Here is a 17,500-nt window from a genome sequence, read left to right as displayed (position 1 = left end):
CGCCGGCGAACCTGAAGCCGCGGTTTCAGTGGTGGCCGGTGGGCTCCTTGCCCATGTCGACATAGCGCAGCTCGCCATGCCTGCGCCGGGCGATGCTCGCGGGCCAGGCGAACACCACGAGGCTCAGCGCGGCGAGCGCGATCGCGGTGGCGGTGCCGAACCTGTCGGCATGCCAGAACCAGCCGACCACGAAGAGCCAGGCCAACCACAGCAGGATGCGAGAAAGAATTGCCATCGCGCGCTCCATTCACATCTTTGACTTGCAAGCACTGTAGCAGCTCACCTGCAAACTCAAGTATTCACCTGAAGTCATAGCGATAGCTATGTCTTACGGCCTGCCTCGGCCTACCCGAAAATTTGTGAAAAAAGAGTTGACGCCATACCCCGGCGCTAGCCAAGCTGTAACCGCGCCAGCTCCCCGCGGGGACCGCGTTCCAAGCAAGCTCGCTCGTCGCAAAGGCAAAGGTCGCCGTGAAACCGCCGTCTTTATCTGGTTGGGTTCTCTCGCTCGCTTCGAGCCTCGTCTGCATCGCCTGCATCGCGGGCATGCCTTCGGCCACCGCGGCCGAATTGGAGGTGCAGGGCAGCCGGCTGTTGGTGTCGGGCATGCTCGACGGCACCGCCATCAAGGAATTCACCGAGCAGCTGGCCAGCGGCTCGGTGCACACCGTGGTCTTCAAGGATTCGTTCGGCGGCACCGCCGAAGCGGCCGGCGCCTTTGCCGACGCCATCCGTGCGAGCGGCGTGCAGACCGAGGTTCGCGGCCAGTGCATGGCGGCCTGTGCCTATGCCTTCCTGGCGGGCAAGACGCACCGGTTCGGCTACGGCGCGCAGGTCAACGGCATCCTGCTGCCGGTGGCGGCGCGGCCCACTGCCGCCGAGCTGGCGGTGCGCTGGCGCGGCGACGAAACCCACAAGACGCTGGCCGACTTCACGCCGACCGTAGGGTCCGCGGCCAAGCCGGTGGAAGCGAGCGCCCCGCCGCCCAAGGACAACTGGCAGCCCGACCATGGCGTGCTCTTCACCGCCAGTCCCACGCTCTTCGGGCGTGTCTACAACACCTACTACTGCGACGGCACGCAGGGCCGCGACTTCTCGAAGTGCGAGCGCCTCGCCGATGCCGATCCGTACAAGCTCGGCGTACTGACCCCGTAGCACGCGCCCCGCGAGCGGAAAGCTGAAGAAGGCGATCCCCCGTCGTCCACTGGGCGATGCGGGCGATGCGGCCACGGTCAGCGCGAAGAAAGGGAAAGTAACAAGGACTACAGGCGGCACCGGTCCGCTGTCGCTGGGCCGCTCCAGGGCTGCATGGGGGGTGTCGGGGCTATAACCCCGCAAAGGCCGGCCCCGTATCATTGCCCGCTTTGCGCCAGCCGTTCCCCACGGCCTTCTTCGCGCCATTTCCGGTTCTTTTTCTCCCATGTCCCACGGTCTCAATCTCGCGCAACAAGAAGCGGTCAACTACATGCATGGTCCCTGCCTGGTGCTTGCCGGCGCGGGCTCGGGCAAGACGCGGGTGATCACGCACAAGATCGGCCGGCTGATCCAGTCGGGCATCGAACCCCAGCGCATCGCGGCCATCACCTTCACGAACAAGGCCGCCGCGGAAATGCGCGAGCGCGCGAAGGACCTGATCGGCAAGGACGCGCGCAAGGTCGTGGTCTGCACCTTCCACGCGCTGGGCGTGCGCATGATGCGCGAGGACGGCGCGGTGCTCGGCCTGAAGAAGGCCTTCAGCATCCTCGACAGCGACGACGTCACCAAGATCCTGAAGGACGCCGGCGGCACCACCGATGCGGCCACCGCGCGCATCTGGCAGTGGACCATCAGCAAGTGGAAGAACATGGGCCTGAACGCCGCGCAGGCCGAAGCCCAGGCCGCGGACGACAACGAGCGCATCACCGCGAAGATCATGGGCCGCTACGAAGAACGCCTCGCGGCCTACCAGAGCGTGGACTTCGACGACCTGATCGGCATGCCGCTGAAGCTGCTCTACGAATTTCCCGAGGTGCGCGCCAAGTGGCAGGCCGCGCTCGGCCACATCCTGGTGGACGAATACCAGGACACCAACGCCACGCAGTACGAAGTGCTCAAGGCCCTTGCCGGCGAGCGCGGCCACTTCACCGCGGTGGGCGACGACGACCAGTCGATCTACGGCTGGCGCGGCGCCACGCTCGACAACCTGCGCAAGCTGCCGGTCGACTACCCCACGCTCAAGGTCATCAAGCTGGAGCAGAACTACCGCTCCACCAGCGCCATCCTGCGCGCGGCCAACAACGTGATCGGCCCCAACCCCAAGCTGTTTCCGAAGACGCTGTTCTCCGAGCTCGGCGAAGGCGAGCCGGTGCGCATCGTCGATGCCGACAGCGAGCTTCACGAGGCCGAGCGCGCGGTGGCGCGCATCGTCAGCATCCGCGCGGGCGACGTCATCCCGCAGGGCAAGCAGTACAAGGAGTTCCGCGACTTCGCGATCCTCTACCGCGCCAACCACCAGGCGCGCGTGTTCGAGCAGGCGCTGCGCAAGGCGCAGATCCCGTACAAGGTGTCGGGCGGCCAGAGCTTCTTCGACCGCGCCGAGATCAAGGACCTGTGCGGCTGGTTCCGCCTCTGGGTCAACAACGACGACGACCCGGCGTTCCTGCGCGCCATCACCACGCCCAAGCGCGGCATCGGCCACACCACGCTGGCGAGCCTGGGCACCTTCGCGAGCCAGTACAAGCTGAGCCTGTTCGAGGCGCTGTTCAGCCCCTCGCTGCCGAGCGTGATGCCCAAGCGCACGCTCGAAGGCATCCATGAGTTCGGCCGCTACATCAACGACCTGGAATACCGCGCGCGCCGCACCATGGGCGCCGAGGACTCGCGCACCTTCATGCTCGACTGGCTGAAGGAGATCGACTACGAGAAGCACCTCTACGACGGTGAGGACAGCGAAGCCGCGGCCGCTTCGCGCTGGACCAACGTGCTGGAGTTCGTCGACTGGATGTCGCAGCGCGCCGGCGGCACGCTCGACGATGCCTCGGGCGCCAACGACAACGTCGAGACAGAGCGCAAGAGCCTGCTCGAAGTGGCGCAGACCATCTCGCTGCTGTCGACCATCAGCGAGCGCGAGCAGGACCAGGATGTGGTGACGCTCTCGACGCTGCACGCCTCCAAGGGCCTCGAGTGGCCGCACGTGATGCTGATCGGCGTGACCGAAGGCCTGCTGCCCTTCAAGCTCGAAGACGACAACGGCCGCCAGAAGGTGGTGAGCGAGGACACGCTGCAGCGCCTGCAGGAAGAGCGCCGCCTGATGTACGTGGGCATCACGCGCGCGCAGCGCAGCCTGGCCGTGAGCTGGACCAAGAAACGCAAGCAGGGCCGCGAGATGGTGCCCTGCGTGCCGAGCCGTTTCATCGCCGAGATGGGCCTCGACAAGACGACCATCAAGGAAGACCCGCGCGAAAAGCTCAAGGCGTTGCGCGCCGAGTTCGCGCGCAAGGCGCAGGACAGCGCGGCGAAGGCGGCGGCAGCGTCATGAAGGCAAACATTTCTTGCGCGCTGCTGGCCGGCGCCGTTCTTCTCGTGCTGTCGGGCTGCGCCTCCGTGCAGGGCAGCGCCGACTGCCCCGCCGACGCGCGCGACCTGCCGCTGCAATCGCTCTACGGCCGCTGGGATGCGCACTTCGACGGCCTGCCGGCCGTGGCCGCCGTGCAGCTCGGCAAGCACCCCGACTACGACGGCGTGCGCGGAACCATCACACGCAACGGTGCCAACCCTGCGAAGGCCGCGGTCGCGCAGCTCGCGGGCGACGTGGACGACGAAGGCGCGCTCTCCATCGACGAATCGCAGGACGGCCGCGCCATCAGCGCCGTCTGGTCGGGCAAGCTGCAGGCCGGCTCGTGCGGGCGCGAATTCAGGGGCACGTGGCGCAACGCCGCGGACGAGAGCACGCACCCGTTCGTGCTCAGCAAGACAGTCGCGCAGGAAGGAAAGCAATGACGACGACACGACGACAACCTCACTTCAACCTGGCCGCGCTCGCGGCCATGGCCGCCTGCCTCGGCGGCGGCGCCACGGCGCACGCCCAGGCCGTGGACAAGCCCGCGAGTCCGCTGGCCGACGCCCAGCTCACCTGGCAGCAGTGCGCCGCACTCGGCGCCAGCAACGAGGCACGCCTGGCCTGCTTCGACCGCTGGTCGCAGCAGCAGACGCTGCCCTCGGCGTCGGTGCCCGCCGCGCCGCCCGTGCTGGCGAACACCCAGCCGCCGGTGGACGCTTCGATCCCGGCCACGCGCGTCGTCTCGGTCGCCACCACCGAAGGCTGCCGCGACCGCCAGTACTCGGTGCTCTCGCGCTTCTGGGAACTGGAGGAGGCCACCGACTGCGGCACCTTCACCTTCCGCGGCTACCGTCCGCTCAACGTGTCGGTCTCGGCCGCCACCAAGAGACCCGAGACGCCGACCTCGCCCTCGGCCGGCCACACCGCCGACCCCGTGGCCTACCAGGCCAACGAGATGCGCATCGGCCTGTCGGTGCGCACCAAGCTTGCCCAGGGCATGCTCACGCAGAACGATCCGGCCAACCGGAAAGACTCGCTGTGGTTCGCCTACAGCCAGCAGTCGACCTGGCAGCTGTTCAACGGCGCCATCTCGCGGCCATTCCGCACCACCGACCACGAACCCGAACTGATGTACGTCTACCCGACCGACTTCAAGCTGCCGGGCGGCTGGCGCTGGCGCTATTCGGGCCTGGGCATCGTGCACCAGTCGAACGGCCAGACCCTGCCGCTGTCGCGTAGCTGGAACCGCGTCTACCTGATGGGCGGCGCCGAGCTCGACGACCGCTTCACCATCACCGGGCGCATCTGGAAGCGTGTCTCCGAGAGCGCCGCCAAGGACGACAACCCCGACATCTCCGACTACATCGGCCGCGCCGAGCTCACCGGCCGCTGGAACCTCAACCGCGACAACCAGCTCGCCGTGACCGTGCGCAACAACCTGCGCGACAGCGGCCGCGGCTCGGTGCGCCTCGAATGGCTCAAGGCCATCGGCGACCCGACCAAGAGCAACCTGCGCTTCCACACGCAGCTGTTCTCGGGCTATGGCGATACGCTGGTGGACTACAACCGCAAGCGCACCGTATTGAGCATCGGCCTCAGCCTCGTTGATTTCTAGGATCGCCTCATGAATCAGGACCTCACTCCCGTCGACGACACGCAGCGCGAGATCATCGCGGCGCTGCACGTCGCGCCCGTCTTCGATGCCGCCCGCGAGCTGGAGCGCCGCGTCGACTTTCTCGCCAGCTACCTGAAGCAGACCGGCCTGAAGACGCTGGTGCTGGGCATCAGCGGCGGTGTCGATTCGCTGACCGCCGGCTGCCTCGCGCAGCGCGCCGTCGAGAAGCTGCGCGCCACGGGCCGCGACGCCACCTTCATCGCGATGCGCCTGCCCTATGGTGTGCAGAAGGACGAAGCCGAGGCGCAGGGCTCGCTCGCGGTGATGAAGCCAGACCGCACCATCACCGTCGACATCCGCCCCGCCGCCGACGGCATGCTCGCGGCACTGAAGGCCGGCGACCTGGCGTTCCGCGACGCGGCGCATGAAGACTTCGTGCTCGGCAACATCAAGGCGCGCCAGCGCATGATCGCGCAGTTCGCGGTGGCCGGCGCGCACGACGGCATCGTCATCGGCACCGACCACGCGGCCGAGGCGCTGATGGGTTTCTTCACCAAGTTCGGCGACGGCGCGGCCGACATCACGCCGCTCACCGGCCTCAACAAGCGCCGCGTGCGCGCCGTGGCGCAGCTGCTGGGCGCACCCGACGCGCTGGTCTACAAGGTGCCGACCGCCGACCTCGAATCGCTGGTGCCGGGCAAGCCCGACGAAGACGCCTTCGGCGTCACCTACGAGCAGATCGACGATTTCCTCGAAGGCAAGCCGGTGTCGGCCGAGGCCCGCCGGATCATTCTTGCGACGCATCGCAAGAGCGCGCACAAGCGCGCGCTGCCTGTCGAGCCCTTCTGACGGCGGCCGTGCTGCCGGTCAGGCCGCAGGCTTGAACTCGTCCACCGTCAGGCCGAGCTTGCGCACCTTGTCGTGCAGCGTCTGGCGCGCGATGCCGAGCGCGGCGGCCGTGGCCGGCTGGTCGCCGTGCTGCCGCCGCAGCTCCTCGACGATCACCGCGCGCTCGAACGATTCCACCTGCTGCGGCAGCCCGCGCGGCAAGGGCGGCACGCCGTCGGCGCCATTGCCGCCGTTGCCGCCGCCGCGCGTCTGCGTCAGGCGCTCGCCGAGCAGTCCCAGCACGAAGCGGTCGGCCACGTTGCGCAGCTCGCGCACGTTGCCGGGCCAGGCGTAGGCCATCAGGTCGGCCAGCTGCGCATTGCTCAGCAGCGGCGCGGGGCGTTCGTAGCGGCTCGCGGCCTGCAGGGTGAAGTGCTCGAACAGCAGCGGGATGTCCTCGCGCCGCTCGCGCAGCGGCGGCAGCTCGATGAAGGCCACGCCCAGGCGGTAGTACAGGTCGGCCCTGAACTTCTGCTGGTCGCTCAGGGCCTTCAGGTCGTCCTTGCTCGCGGCCACTACGCGGCAGTCGAAGGCAATGGTCTTGTTGGAGCCGATGCGCTCGATGCTGCGCTCCTGCAGCGCGCGCAGCAGCTTGATCTGCACCGCCATCGGCATGCTCTCGATCTCGTCGAGAAACAGCGTGCCGCCGCTGGCGTATTCGAACTTGCCCACGCGCACACGGTTGGCGCCGGTGAAGGCGCCGGGCTCATGGCCGAACAGCTCGCTTTCGGCCAGCGACTCGGGCAGGCCGCCGCAGTTGAGCGGCACGAAGTGCTGGCGGCGGCGCGCGCTGTGGTCGTGCAGGCAGCGCGCCACCAGCTCCTTGCCGGTGCCGGTCTCGCCGTAGACCAGCACGTCGGCCGAGGTTTCGGCCAGCGTCTTCACGGTCTGGCGCACCTGCTGCATCTGCGCCGAACGGCCGATCAGCACCGACTGGATGCCCTGCCAGTTTTCCAGCGCGTCGCGCAGCGCGCGCACCTGCAGGCTGAGCTGCCGGCGCTCGATGGCATGGCGCACGATGGCCACCAGCCGTTCGGAGCTGAAAGGCTTTTCGATGAAGTCGTAGGCGCCCTCGCGCATGGCCTGCACGGCCATCGCGATGTGGCCGTGGCCGGTGACCAGGATCACGGGCAGCTCGGCATCGACGTTGCGCAGCTCGGGCAGCCACTCGGTGCCGCTCAGTCCCGGCAGGCGCACGTCGCTGATCACGACGGCCGGCACGCCGAAGCCGATGTGCGGGCGCGCGCGCTCGGCGCTCGCGAAGGATTCGACCTCGAAACCGGCCAGGGTCAGCACCTGGGCGGTGCTGATGCGGACGTCTTCGTCGTCCTCGACCAGCAGCACCCGGATGGCAGGGGCTTCGCTCACTTGGGGGTCACTCCTGTTGTGCAATGGAAAGGGAGGGTGAATGAGAGGGTACGGGCGGGTTGTGGATCACGGCAATGGCGGCGGGCAGGTCGATGACGAAGCATGCGCCGCCGCCATCCAGGTTGGCCGCGCGCAGCGTGCCGTCCATGGCGCGCACCAATTGTGCCGAGATCACGAGCCCCAGGCCCAGCCCCGAGCCCGCGGCCTTGCCGGTGACGAAGGGTTCGAACAGGCGCGGCAGGATATCGGGGCGAATGCCCGGGCCTGTGTCGGTCACCGAAAGGAGCACGCGCCCCTCCTTCGGCCGCGCTTCCAGCCGCAGTGTGCGCAGCGGCGCGTCCTGCATGGCGTCGATGGCGTTGCGCATCAGGTTGGCGAGCACGCTGCCCAGCGCGGCGTCCTCGGCCATGGCGCTCAGCGCCGCGGGCTGCACGTCGACCTCGATGGCCACGCGCTGCTTCTTTGCGGCGTCGGCGACGATCGCCTGCGCCTCGGCGATCGCCTGCGACAGCAGCACCGGCGCCAGCGGCACCTCGCCCTTGTAGGCGAAGGTCCGCAGCTGGGAGGTCAGGCGCGCGAGCCGGTCGACCATGTTGCGGATGCGCTGGAGATTGCCGCGCACGTCGTCGACGCGGTTCTTGTCGAGCAGGATGACGGCGCTTTCCGACAGCGTGCGCATGGCCGTGAGCGGCTGGTTGAGTTCGTGCACCACGCCGGCCGACATCTGGCCCAGCGCGGCCATCTTGCCGGCATGCACCAGCTCGCCCTGCGCCGCGCGCAGCTGCGCGGTGCGCGCCACCACGGTCGATTCGAGCGTGTCGTGCGCCGCCTGCAGCGCGGCCTGGCTGGCCAGCTTCTGGCGCACCGCGCGGCGGCGCTGCCACAGCGCGACGGCCACCAGCAGCAGCACCGCCATCGCGAGGCTGGCGGTGATGGCCGCGTAGCGTGCCGCCGCGCGCAGCGGCGCCAGGTCGTCGAGCACCACCAGCTGCCACGGCGCGCCGCGCAGGGTGCGCGCCGACGCGAGCTGGTCCACGCCGTCGAGCGAGATCACCTGCACGTCGCGGTCCAGCGCCTCCTTCTGCGTCCACCGCAGCGGCTGCAGGCTGGCCTCGCCATAGGGGCGCGAGCGCAGCACCTCGGCGCGCTGCAGCGCATCGAGCGGCAGCAGCGGGCGGAACTTGAGGTCTTCGCGCGTGGCGAGGATCACCACGCCACGCTGGTCGATCAGCGCCACGTCGCCGGGCAGCTTGCGCCAGGCGCGCTCGGCCTCTTCGAGGTTGATCTTGACGGCCACCACCCCGCGCGATGCCTGGCCGCGGCGCAGCGCATACGACAGGTAATAGCCCGGCTTCTTGCTGGTGATGCCCACGCCGTAAAAACGGCCCCGGCCCTGCCCCAGCGCGTCGATCACGTAGGGCCGGAACGACAGGTCCTGGCCGACGGTGGTGCCGGGCTTGTCCCAGTCGGACGCGGCCAGCGAGGTGCCGGAGGCGTCGAGCACGTAGAGCATCTCGGCGCCGGCCGTGGCGTTGACGCCGTCGAGGTAGCGGTTGACCGCGTCGCGCAGGCGCGTGTCCGACGGCGTGCCGAGCAGCTCCGGCACCACGGGCGTCATCTCCAGCAGGGCGGGCAGGTAGTCGAAGCGGGCGAGGTCGGCGTCGAGCCCGGTCGCGAGCATGTCGAGCCGGTGCTCGGCCGCTTCGCGCAGGCGCGCCAGGCCGGCCTGCATGGCGATCTGTTGGCCTGCGAAGGCGGCCACTGCCACCAGGGCCAGAGCGCCACACCAGCGCGGCAGGGCACGCCATCCCCTCGCGTGGTCGGAAGGTCCATCGAAATGCCGGCCCGGCTCCCTTGAATTCATGGGAGCGTTATTGCACAAGGCCGGGCCGTCCGCATCGGTGGCAGCCCGATGGCCCCTGGCGGGGGGCCGGAAGCAGGGTCAGGCCTGCCGTGCCTGGCCGATGGGCATGTGCGCCTCGGTGGCGTCGAGCACGCGCTCGGGCTCGTCGGCTTCCGCGGTGCTTTCCTGGTCCAGGTGCCGGTGCATGCGCACGGTGTCCAGGTCGCCGGTCCACTTGGCGACGACCAGCGTGGCGACACCATTGCCGATCAGGTTGGTCAGCGCGCGGGCTTCCGACATGAAGCGGTCGATGCCCAGGATCAGCGCGAGGCCCGCCACCGGCACATGGCCCACGGCCGACAGCGTGGCCGCCAGCACGATGAAGCCGCTGCCCGTGACGCCCGCCGCGCCCTTCGAAGTGAGCAGCAGCACGGCCAGCAGCGTGAGCTGCTGCGTGAGCGTCATGTCGGTGTTGGTCGCCTGCGCGATGAACACGGCCGCCATCGTCAGGTAGATCGAGGTGCCGTCGAGGTTGAACGAGTAGCCGGTCGGAATGACGAGGCCGACCACCGACTTCTTCGCGCCCAGGTTCTCCATCTTGGCCATCATGCGCGGCAGCACCGATTCGCTCGACGACGTGCCCAGCACGATCAGCAGCTCTTCCTTGATGTACTTGATGAACTTCCAGATGCTGAACCCATGGAACCGCGCAATGAGCCCCAGCACCACGAAGATGAAGAACAGGCAGGTGGCATAGAAGGTGGCCATCAGCTGGCCCAGCTGCAGCAGCGAACTCACGCCGTACTTGCCGATGGTGAAGGCCATGGCGCCGAAGGCACCGATGGGCGCGAGCTTCATGATGTAGCCCACGATCACGAAGAGCACGTGCGAGCCCTTCTCGATCAGGTCGAACACCAGCGTGCCGCGGCCGCCGAAGCGGTGCAGCGCAAAGCCGAACATCACCGCGATCAGCAGCACCTGCAGGATCTCGCCCTTGGCGAAGGCATCGACCAGCGTGCTCGGAATGATGTTCAGGACGAAGTCGACCGTGCTGGTCATCTTGCCCGGGCCGGTGTAGGCCGCGATGCTCTTGGTGTCGAGCTGGCTCACGTCGACGTTCATGCCCGCGCCGGGCCGCACGAGGTTGATGATGACGAGGCCCACGACCAGCGCGACGCTGCTCACGATCTCGAAATACAGCAGCTTGCCGACCTTCTTCATGTCCTCCATGCCGGCGATGCCGACCACCACCGTGCAGAAGATGATCGGCGCGATGATCATCTTGATCAGCTTGATGAAGCCATCGCCCAGCGGCTTCATCGATGCGCCGGTGTCGGGGTAGAAATGCCCCAGCAGCACACCGAGCACGATGGCGGTGATGACCTGGAAGTACAGGGACTTGTAGAAGGGTTTGGGTGCGGCGGGGTGTTCCATGGGGGTGCTCATCGGTTTGTCTCCAATTCGTGGCCAGGCCCCGCAGCGGGGCGCACGGCCGGCCTTGTGGTTGAGCAATCGACATGCCACCGGCAACACCGCGTGAACTGCAAGCTAAGTCCTTGATTCAATGGACCTTTTTGTGCGCGATGGTGCGGCACCCCGCCGACGATCCGGATGGCGCCGGCAACGCCCGTCCGATCTGCCGGATCGGCACCCCGGGGAAAACCCTAGGCCCATGACGGTGTCAGACTCGGTTCCATGAACGACACCGCGCAGCCACCAGCGGCCACGGACGGCGCCTCGAAGCGCATCGCGCTCACCGTGGCGGCCGCCTTCTTCATGGAGACGCTGGACGCCACCATCATCGTCACCGCGCTGCCGGCCATCGGGGCCGGCTTCGGCATGGGCGCGCTCGACGCGAGCCTGGGCCTTACGGTCTACCTGATCGCGATGGCGGCGCTGGTGCCGGCGGCGGGCTGGTGCGCCGGGCGCTTCGGGGCGCGGCGGGTGTTCGCGCTCGCGGTCGGCACCTTCACCCTGGCCTCGCTCGCCTGCGGGCTCGCGCCCACCTTCGGGGTGTTCGTCGGGGCGCGCGTGCTGCAGGGCGCGGCGGCTGCCTTCATGTCGCCGGTAGGCCGGCTCGTGGTGCTGCGCGAGACGCCGAAGCACCGGCTGATCGAGGCCATCGGCACCATCACCTGGCCGGGGCTCATCGCGCCGGTGATCGGCCCGCCGCTGGGCGGGCTCATCGCGACGCATGCCTCGTGGCGCTGGATCTTCCTGCTGAACGTGCCGCTGGGCCTCGTGGGGCTGTGGCTGATCATGCGGCTGTTTCCGCGCCGCACCGGCGCGGCCCCGGCGCGCTTCGATACCACCGGCTTCGTGCTCACCGCCGTTGCGCTGGCCGCGCTGGTCGAAGGCCTCACGCGCCTGGGCGGGCCGCAGCCGGGTTCGGCCGCCACCCTCGGCCTGCTGGCCTTGGGCGCCGTGGCCGCTGCCGCCGCGGTGCGCCATGCGCGGCGAACGGCGGCGCCCCTGCTCGACCTGCGCGCGCTGGCGGTGCCGACCTATGCGCTGGCCACCGCGACGGCCGGCTTCGTCTCACGCATCGCGATCAATACCTCGCCCTTCCTGCTGCCGCTGATGTTCCAGATCGGCTTCGGCATGAACGCGTTCCAGGCAGGCTCGATGCTGCTGGTGTACATGGGCGGCAACCTCGTGATGAAGAGCGCCACCACGGCGGTGCTGAGGCGCTTCGGCTTTCGCAGGGTGCTGACGGTGAATGGCGCGATCTGCGCGGCCACGCTGTTCGGCTGCGGGCTGCTGTCGCCGGGCGACCCGCTGCCGTGGGTGTGCGTGCTGCTCTTCGCGGCGGGCATGGCGCGCTCGATGAACTTCACCGCGATCAACACGCTGGCCTTTGCCGACGTGCCCGACGAATCCCGCGCCGGTGCGAGCACGCTCGGCACGATGCTGCAGCAGGTGTCGCTCGCGCTCGGCGTGGCGCTGGGCGCGATGGTGCTCGGCGCATCGCAGGCGCTGCGCGGCGCGCCGGCCGTGCAGCTCGCGGACTTCCGCCACGCCTGGTATGTGGTCGGCCTGCTGATGGCCATTGCGACGCTGATGACGCTGCGGCTCGATCGCCAGGCCGGCATGGCGGTATCGCACAGGCGATGAAGTTCAGGAGAAATTGACATGCCATTGCACATCGGCGTGGTCGGTTGCTCGGCCGAAGGCGCGGCCCTCTGCTACCGCACGCTCTGCGTCGAAGGAGCCTCGTACCTTGGCGCGGCCCACGCGCATCCGGAGGTGTCGATGCACACGCACTCGCTCGCTGCGTACGTGGACTGCCTCGAACGAGGCGACGTGGACGGCGTCGCGCAGCTGATGCTGTCTTCGGCCGGCAAGCTGGCGGCGGCCGGTGCGGATTTTCTGGTCTGCCCCGACAACACGATCCACCAGGCGATGCACCTGGTGCTGCCGCGCTCGCCGCTGCCCTGGCTGCACATCGCCGAGGTGGTCGCGGCGCAGGCGCTGTCGCGGGGCTTTGGCCGCGTGGGCGTGCTGGGCACGCGCTGGCTGGTCGACAGCGAGGTCTACCCGCAGGCGCTGTCGGCCGCCGGGCTGGACGCCGTGCGGCCGGATGCCGGCGAACGCGCCGAGCTCGGCCGCATCATCATGGACGAGCTGGTGTGCGGCGTGTTCCGGCCGGAATCCACGGCCGTGCTGCAGCGCATGATCGAAAACCTGAAGGCGCGCGGCTGCGACGCCGTGGCACTGGGCTGCACCGAGCTTCCGCTGGTGCTGAACGACGGCAACTCCGCGCTGCCGACGCTCGACTCGACGCGCCTGCTGGCGCGCGCGGCGCTGCGGCGCGCGACAGCCGGCTGAGAGGCGCTGCCGCCTATTTGCGCACCTTGTCGATCTCGGCCATCAGCTCCTTCACGGTGGCCTCGCCGACCGAGGCCGAGTACTTGTCGATCACCGGCTTCACCTTCGCGCGCAGCTTCGCCATTTCCTCGGGCGGCAGCTCCGACACGGTCATGCCCGCCTTCTTCAGCGCATCGAGTGCGCTGTCGGCGGCGCCGCGCGAGGCCTGGCGCTGGAACGCGGTCGATTCGGCCGACGCCTCGGTGATGATCTTCTTCTCGTCCGCGCTCATGCCGTCCCAGGTCTTCTTGCTGATCAGCAGCGCCTGCGGGTTGTAGATGTGCCGGGTCTGCGTGATGTACTTCTGCACCTCGGCGAACTTGGACGACAGGATGGTGGTGTTCGGGTTCTCCTGCCCGTCGACCGCCTTCTGGTCGAGCGCCGGATACAGCTCGGGGAACGGCAGCGGTGTGGCATTGGCGCCCAGCGCGCTGAACAGGTCGATGTAGATCGGCGACTGGATCACGCGGATCTTCAGCCCCGCGATGTCGTCGGCCTTCACGACCGGCCGCTTGCTGTTGGTGAGGTTGCGAAAGCCCAGGTCCCAATAGCCCAGGCCGTGCAGGCCCTTGTCTTCGAGCTTGGCCATCAGCTTCTGGCCGAAGGGCCCGTCGGTGACGGCATCGGCCTCCTTGCCGCTGTTGAACAGGAACGGAAAGTCGTAGGCCGCGAACTCCTTCACCTGCGCCGAGAGAATGCCGGCGTTGAGCACCGTGAGTTCCACCGTGCCGCCCTGCAGCGCCGACACGGTCTGCAGGTCGCCGCCGAGCGCGCCGCCCGCGAACAGCTTGACGGTGATCTTGCCGCCCGACTTGGCGGCCACGAGGTCGGCGAACTTCTGCGCGCCTTGCGCCTGCGGATGCCCGGTCTGGTTCTGGAACGCGAACTTGAGCGTGCGCTCCTTGACCTGCGCGCCGGCGCTGCACACGGCGAACACCGCGACGGCAGCAACCAGCATCTTTTGAATCGAACGCTTCTTCATGATGAATATCTCCTTGTAGTTGTCTATCCGTGGAACAGCCTGGCCGGCCCCGTCACCAGCCACGGGAACAGCACCATCAGGAACATGACGGCGAACTCGGCAATCATGAAAGGCACCACGCCGCGCGTGACGTCGTCCATCGATATCTTCCCGACGCCAGCCACCACGTTGAGCACCGTGCCCACCGGCGGCGTCACCAGCCCGATCGAGTTGTTGATGATGAAGAGCACGCCGAAGTACACGGGGTCGATACCGGCGGCCTTCACGATGGGCATCAGCACCGGCGTGAGGATCAGGATGGTCGGCGTCATGTCCATCGCGGTGCCCACGACCATCACGAGCACCATGATCGCGATCATCAGCAGGATCTGGTTGCCCATGAAGGGCTGCAGCAGGCCGACCACCTTCGACGGCAGGTCGGCCACGGTGATGAGCCATGCGCTCACCATGGCCGCGGCAATCAGGAACATCACGATGGCGCTGGTCTTGGCAGCGCCCACGAACACCGCGTAGAGGTCTTTCCAGCTCAGCTCGCGGTAGACCACGATCGACACGAAGAGCGCGTAGGCGGCGGCCACCACGGCCGCCTCGGTCGGCGTGAACACGCCCATGCGCAGGCCCACGAGGATGATCACCGGCAGCATCAGCGCCCAGAGCGCCTTGCGGAATGCGCTGAAGATCTCGGCGCCCGACTTGCGCGGCGGCGGCACGATCTTCTCGCGACGCACCAGCCATGCCCAGGTGATCCACAGCGCGCCGCCGATCAAGAGCCCCGGCACGATGGCCGCGAGGAACAGCTTGGAGATCGACACGTTGGCGGCCACGCCGAAGATCACGAGCCCGATGCTCGGCGGTATCACCGGTCCGATGACGCCGGTTGCCGCGATGAGCCCGCCCGCGCGCGCCTTGTCGTGGCCCGCCTTGACCATCATGGGCAGCAGCAGCGCGGTGAGCGCGGCCGCGTCGGCCACGGCGGAGCCTGAAAGCGCGGAGAGCAGGCAGCCGGCCATGATGGTCACGTAGCCCAGGCCGCCCTTCACGTGGCCGACCACCGCGAGCGCGAAATCGACGATGCGCTTGGAGAGGCCGCCCACGTTCATGATCTCGCCGGCCAGCATGAAGAAGGGCACGGCCAGCAGCGGAAAGCTGTCTGCGCCGCCGATCACGTTCTGCGCAAGGATCTGCGCGTCGAACAGGTCGAGATGCCACATCAGCGCGACGCCGCTGGCCAGCAGGGAGAACGCGATGGGAATGCCCATCGCCATGGCGAGGAGCAGCGAGCCGACGAAGACGAAGATGGTCATTTGCGCGGCCCCTGTTGTGCATCGCCTTGCGAACCGAGGATCTGCTGCAGCTGCACCGCTTCTTCGGACTCCTGCACCATCACGAGATCGCTTTCGGCAATGCGCCCGGTGAGCAGGCGCAGCAGATCGAGCGCGAGGATGAACGCGGCCAGCACCGAGAACACCACGCCCGACAGGTACACCACCGCCATCGATGCACCGGTGACCGGCGCCGTCACGTCCCAGTTGATGCGCGCCTGCGCCACGCTGCCCTGGAACAGCAGCCACACGATGTAGAGCATCACCGCGTGTCCTGCCGCGAGGCAGATCTTCTTGCCGATGGGCGGCAGCTTCTGCACCACCATGTCGACGCCCAGGTGGCCGTGCTCCTTCAGCGCGACGACCGCGCCGAGAAAAGTCATCCAGATGAAGAGCCAGCGCGAGACCTCTTCGGACACCGTGATGCCCGAGTTGAAGCCGTAGCGCAGCACCACGTTGCCGAAGACCAGCACGACCATGACCGCGAGCGCGGCCGCGATCACGGCTTCGATGCCGGCGCAGCATCGGTCGATCCATCTGCTCATGAAAGTGCTTCCTGCTCAGGCCGACGCGGGCTGCTTCTGCATCTCGACCAGTGCGCGCAGCGCAGCCAGGTACGAGTGCGGACCGAGCCCCTGGACCGTGCCCTTCACGGCCGGCGAGATGATCGAATGCGCGCGCCATGCTTCACGCGCGGCGATGTTGGACATGTGCACCTCGATGATCGGGAACGGCATCGCCTTGATCGCGTCGTGCAGCGGCACGCCGTGCTGCGTGAGGCCTGCCGGGTTGACCAGCGCGCCCTGGGCGTCGTCGATATGCGTGTGCAGGAAGTCGACCAGCTCGCCTTCGTGGTTCGACTGGATGATGTCCAGCGCCACGCCGAGCTCGTTGGCGAGCTGCTGCAGCTGCGCGTTGATTTCGGCCAGCGTGGTCTTGCCGTAGATATGGGGTTCGCGGCGGCCGAACAGGTTGAGGTTCGGCCCGTGCAGCACGAGGATCTTCATGGGGGCGCCTTCGGTCGGAGTCTTGCTTACTGCTTGCGGATGCGCGCAAGCTCGTCGGTGTAGAGCTTGACGATGGCGGGGTCGTAGCTCGCGGCAAAGCGCTCGGTGACGGGCCTGGCGATCTGCCGCATGCGCGCCTGTTCGGCGGGTGCGAGTTCGTTGAACTGCGCGCCCTTGGCCTGCAGGTCGCCCACGGCGCGCTGCGCAGCCGCGCGGCTCACCTGGCGCTGGTAGCCGCGCGTTTCGTCGGCCGCCTCGTGCATCATCTTCTGCTCGGCCGGGCTCAGCGAGTCCCAGAACTTCTTGCTGACCAGCACGATGTTGGCCGCGTACACATGGTTCGTGGCGCTCACGAACTTCTGCACCTCGTAGAACTTGTTCGACAGGATCACCGCGTACGGGTTCTCCTGGCCGTCGACCGCCTTCGCCTCGAGCGCGCCGTACAGCTCGGCGAAGGGCATCGGCACCGGGTTCGCCTTGAAGGCCTTGAAGGTCTCGAGGAACACGGGGTTCGGAATGACGCGGATCTTCAGGCCTTCGAGGTCTTCGGGCTTGGTGATCGGGCGCTTGCTGTTGGTGACGTTGCGAAAGCCCAGGTCCCAGTAGCCCAGCGCCACGAGGCCCTTCTCCGGCAGCTTCGCGATCAGCGCCTGTCCCAGCGGACCGTCGAGCAGCGCATCGGCCTGCGCGAAGCTGCCCACCGCGAACGGAAAGTCGACGAGGCCGAACTCCTTGACGATGCCCGCCAGCGAGGTGGTGGCCGGCGCTGACATCTGCTGCACGCCGCCCTGCAGCGCCGACTGCTGCTGCATCTCGTTGCCCAGCTGCGAAGCAGGAAACTCCTGCACCTTCATCCTGCCGCCGCTCTTGGCCGCGAGCAGTTCGGCGAAACGCTTCACGCCGAAGCTCACGGGATGGTCGGCGTTGTTGAGGTGGCCGAAGCGGATCACACGGTCCTGCACGCCCTGCGCGAGGGCGGGAACGGCCAGCGCGAGGGTCAGGCCGGCCGCGGCCAGCGAGCGATGAAGGGTTCTCAAGATGTGTGTCTCCAGCGCTGCGAAGGTGCAGCG

The 17,500-nt window shown here is 68.1% G+C and carries 16 protein-coding genes; 7 read left to right on the top strand and 9 right to left on the bottom strand.

Features of this window, described 5'->3' with window-relative positions:
* Positions 1-25 precede the first annotated feature (25 nt).
* Entirely contained in the window at positions 26-235 is a 210-nt protein-coding gene (locus ASC92_RS08105) for a hypothetical protein (protein ID WP_056513042.1), read from the bottom strand.
* Between the two features lie 236 nt (positions 236-471).
* Between ASC92_RS08105 and ASC92_RS08095 the strand changes: the two genes are divergently transcribed.
* The 5 genes from ASC92_RS08095 (at position 472) to nadE (ending at position 6,002) form a co-directional block, all read left to right on the top strand.
* A complete protein-coding gene (locus ASC92_RS08095; RefSeq protein ID WP_082519523.1) occupies positions 472-1,155 on the top strand; it encodes a hypothetical protein in 684 nt (227 codons plus the stop codon).
* A gap of 265 nt (positions 1,156-1,420) precedes the next feature.
* Positions 1,421-3,517, top strand: coding sequence for an ATP-dependent helicase (locus ASC92_RS08090; protein WP_056513033.1), 2,097 nt, complete (start codon positions 1,421-1,423; stop codon positions 3,515-3,517).
* Positions 3,514-3,978, top strand: coding sequence for a hypothetical protein (locus tag ASC92_RS08085; RefSeq protein WP_056513029.1), 465 nt, complete (start codon positions 3,514-3,516; stop codon positions 3,976-3,978). The genes ASC92_RS08090 and ASC92_RS08085 overlap by 4 nt, the downstream gene beginning before the upstream one ends.
* Entirely contained in the window at positions 3,975-5,153 is a 1,179-nt protein-coding gene (locus tag ASC92_RS08080) for a phospholipase A (RefSeq protein WP_056513025.1), read from the top strand. Before ASC92_RS08085 ends, ASC92_RS08080 begins: the two co-directional genes overlap by 4 nt.
* Positions 5,154-5,162: 9 nt before the next feature.
* Positions 5,163-6,002 (top strand): ammonia-dependent NAD(+) synthetase, encoded by an 840-nt coding sequence (gene nadE, locus ASC92_RS08075; RefSeq protein WP_056513022.1) that lies wholly within the window; start codon positions 5,163-5,165, stop codon positions 6,000-6,002.
* Between the two features lie 18 nt (positions 6,003-6,020).
* On the opposite strand, the gene ASC92_RS08070 is transcribed toward nadE, so the two are convergent.
* The 3 genes from ASC92_RS08070 to ASC92_RS08060 all read right to left on the bottom strand — a co-directional run bounded on the left by ASC92_RS08070 (position 6,021) and on the right by ASC92_RS08060 (position 10,686).
* Positions 6,021-7,409 (bottom strand): sigma-54-dependent transcriptional regulator, encoded by a 1,389-nt coding sequence (locus ASC92_RS08070; protein ID WP_056513019.1) that lies wholly within the window; start codon positions 7,407-7,409, stop codon positions 6,021-6,023.
* Between the two features lie 7 nt (positions 7,410-7,416).
* Entirely contained in the window at positions 7,417-9,273 is a 1,857-nt protein-coding gene (locus ASC92_RS08065) for a sensor histidine kinase (RefSeq protein ID WP_056513016.1), read from the bottom strand.
* A gap of 78 nt (positions 9,274-9,351) precedes the next feature.
* Positions 9,352-10,686, bottom strand: a complete 1,335-nt coding sequence (locus ASC92_RS08060; protein ID WP_056513013.1) for a dicarboxylate/amino acid:cation symporter — start codon at positions 10,684-10,686, stop codon at positions 9,352-9,354.
* 261 nt (positions 10,687-10,947) lie between these two features.
* Between ASC92_RS08060 and ASC92_RS08055 the strand changes: the two genes are divergently transcribed.
* Positions 10,948-12,366: an MFS transporter gene (locus ASC92_RS08055; RefSeq protein ID WP_056513009.1), complete on the top strand. Its 1,419-nt coding sequence runs from the start codon at positions 10,948-10,950 to the stop codon at positions 12,364-12,366.
* A gap of 18 nt (positions 12,367-12,384) precedes the next feature.
* A complete protein-coding gene (locus ASC92_RS08050; protein ID WP_056513006.1) occupies positions 12,385-13,080 on the top strand; it encodes an aspartate/glutamate racemase family protein in 696 nt (231 codons plus the stop codon).
* A gap of 13 nt (positions 13,081-13,093) precedes the next feature.
* Here ASC92_RS08050 and ASC92_RS08045 read toward each other — a convergent pair whose 3' ends face one another.
* From ASC92_RS08045 to ASC92_RS08025, 5 genes are read right to left on the bottom strand one after another with little or no spacing between them, the layout of a single operon-like run.
* Positions 13,094-14,101 (bottom strand): TRAP transporter substrate-binding protein, encoded by a 1,008-nt coding sequence (locus tag ASC92_RS08045; protein ID WP_157609004.1) that lies wholly within the window; start codon positions 14,099-14,101, stop codon positions 13,094-13,096.
* Positions 14,102-14,124: 23 nt separating this feature from the next.
* The gene (locus ASC92_RS08040; protein WP_056513004.1) at positions 14,125-15,405 is read right to left on the bottom strand and encodes a TRAP transporter large permease; all 1,281 of its coding nucleotides are present in this window, start codon (positions 15,403-15,405) and stop codon (positions 14,125-14,127) included.
* Positions 15,402-15,968, bottom strand: a complete 567-nt coding sequence (locus ASC92_RS08035) for a TRAP transporter small permease (RefSeq protein ID WP_056513001.1) — start codon at positions 15,966-15,968, stop codon at positions 15,402-15,404. The genes ASC92_RS08040 and ASC92_RS08035 overlap by 4 nt, the downstream gene beginning before the upstream one ends.
* Before the next feature lie 15 nt (positions 15,969-15,983).
* Positions 15,984-16,430, bottom strand: a complete 447-nt coding sequence (locus ASC92_RS08030) for a type II 3-dehydroquinate dehydratase (RefSeq protein WP_056512998.1) — start codon at positions 16,428-16,430, stop codon at positions 15,984-15,986.
* 26 nt (positions 16,431-16,456) lie between these two features.
* Complete coding sequence (locus ASC92_RS08025; RefSeq protein WP_056512995.1) at positions 16,457-17,467, bottom strand: TRAP transporter substrate-binding protein; 1,011 nt, start codon at positions 17,465-17,467, stop codon at positions 16,457-16,459.
* Positions 17,468-17,500 lie beyond the last annotated feature (33 nt).

Origin of the sequence: Variovorax sp. Root411, from assembly GCF_001425205.1 — a bacterium.
Classification (GTDB): Bacteria; Pseudomonadota; Gammaproteobacteria; order Burkholderiales; family Burkholderiaceae_C; genus Variovorax.
The sequence above is the reverse complement of the archived record's forward strand: the minus strand, read 5'-3'. Positions and strand labels throughout refer to the sequence as shown.

Bases quoted from the DNA above. Each gene is read 5' to 3' on its own strand.
- ASC92_RS08105 (WP_056513042.1), bottom strand. From the start codon at position 235: ATGGCAATTCTTTCTCGCATCCTGCTGTGGTTGGCCTGGCTCTTCGTG.
- ASC92_RS08090 (WP_056513033.1), top strand. From the start codon at position 1,421: ATGTCCCACGGTCTCAATCTCGCGCAACAAGAAGCGGTCAACTACATG.
- ASC92_RS08085 (WP_056513029.1), top strand. From the start codon at position 3,514: ATGAAGGCAAACATTTCTTGCGCGCTGCTGGCCGGCGCCGTTCTTCTC.
- ASC92_RS08080 (WP_056513025.1), top strand. From the start codon at position 3,975: ATGACGACGACACGACGACAACCTCACTTCAACCTGGCCGCGCTCGCG.
- nadE (WP_056513022.1), top strand. From the start codon at position 5,163: ATGAATCAGGACCTCACTCCCGTCGACGACACGCAGCGCGAGATCATC.
- ASC92_RS08065 (WP_056513016.1), bottom strand. From the start codon at position 9,273: ATGAATTCAAGGGAGCCGGGCCGGCATTTCGATGGACCTTCCGACCAC.
- ASC92_RS08060 (WP_056513013.1), bottom strand. From the start codon at position 10,686: ATGGAACACCCCGCCGCACCCAAACCCTTCTACAAGTCCCTGTACTTC.
- ASC92_RS08055 (WP_056513009.1), top strand. From the start codon at position 10,948: ATGAACGACACCGCGCAGCCACCAGCGGCCACGGACGGCGCCTCGAAG.
- ASC92_RS08050 (WP_056513006.1), top strand. From the start codon at position 12,385: ATGCCATTGCACATCGGCGTGGTCGGTTGCTCGGCCGAAGGCGCGGCC.
- ASC92_RS08045 (WP_157609004.1), bottom strand. From the start codon at position 14,101: ATGAAGAAGCGTTCGATTCAAAAGATGCTGGTTGCTGCCGTCGCGGTG.
- ASC92_RS08040 (WP_056513004.1), bottom strand. From the start codon at position 15,405: ATGACCATCTTCGTCTTCGTCGGCTCGCTGCTCCTCGCCATGGCGATG.
- ASC92_RS08035 (WP_056513001.1), bottom strand. From the start codon at position 15,968: ATGAGCAGATGGATCGACCGATGCTGCGCCGGCATCGAAGCCGTGATC.
- ASC92_RS08030 (WP_056512998.1), bottom strand. From the start codon at position 16,430: ATGAAGATCCTCGTGCTGCACGGGCCGAACCTCAACCTGTTCGGCCGC.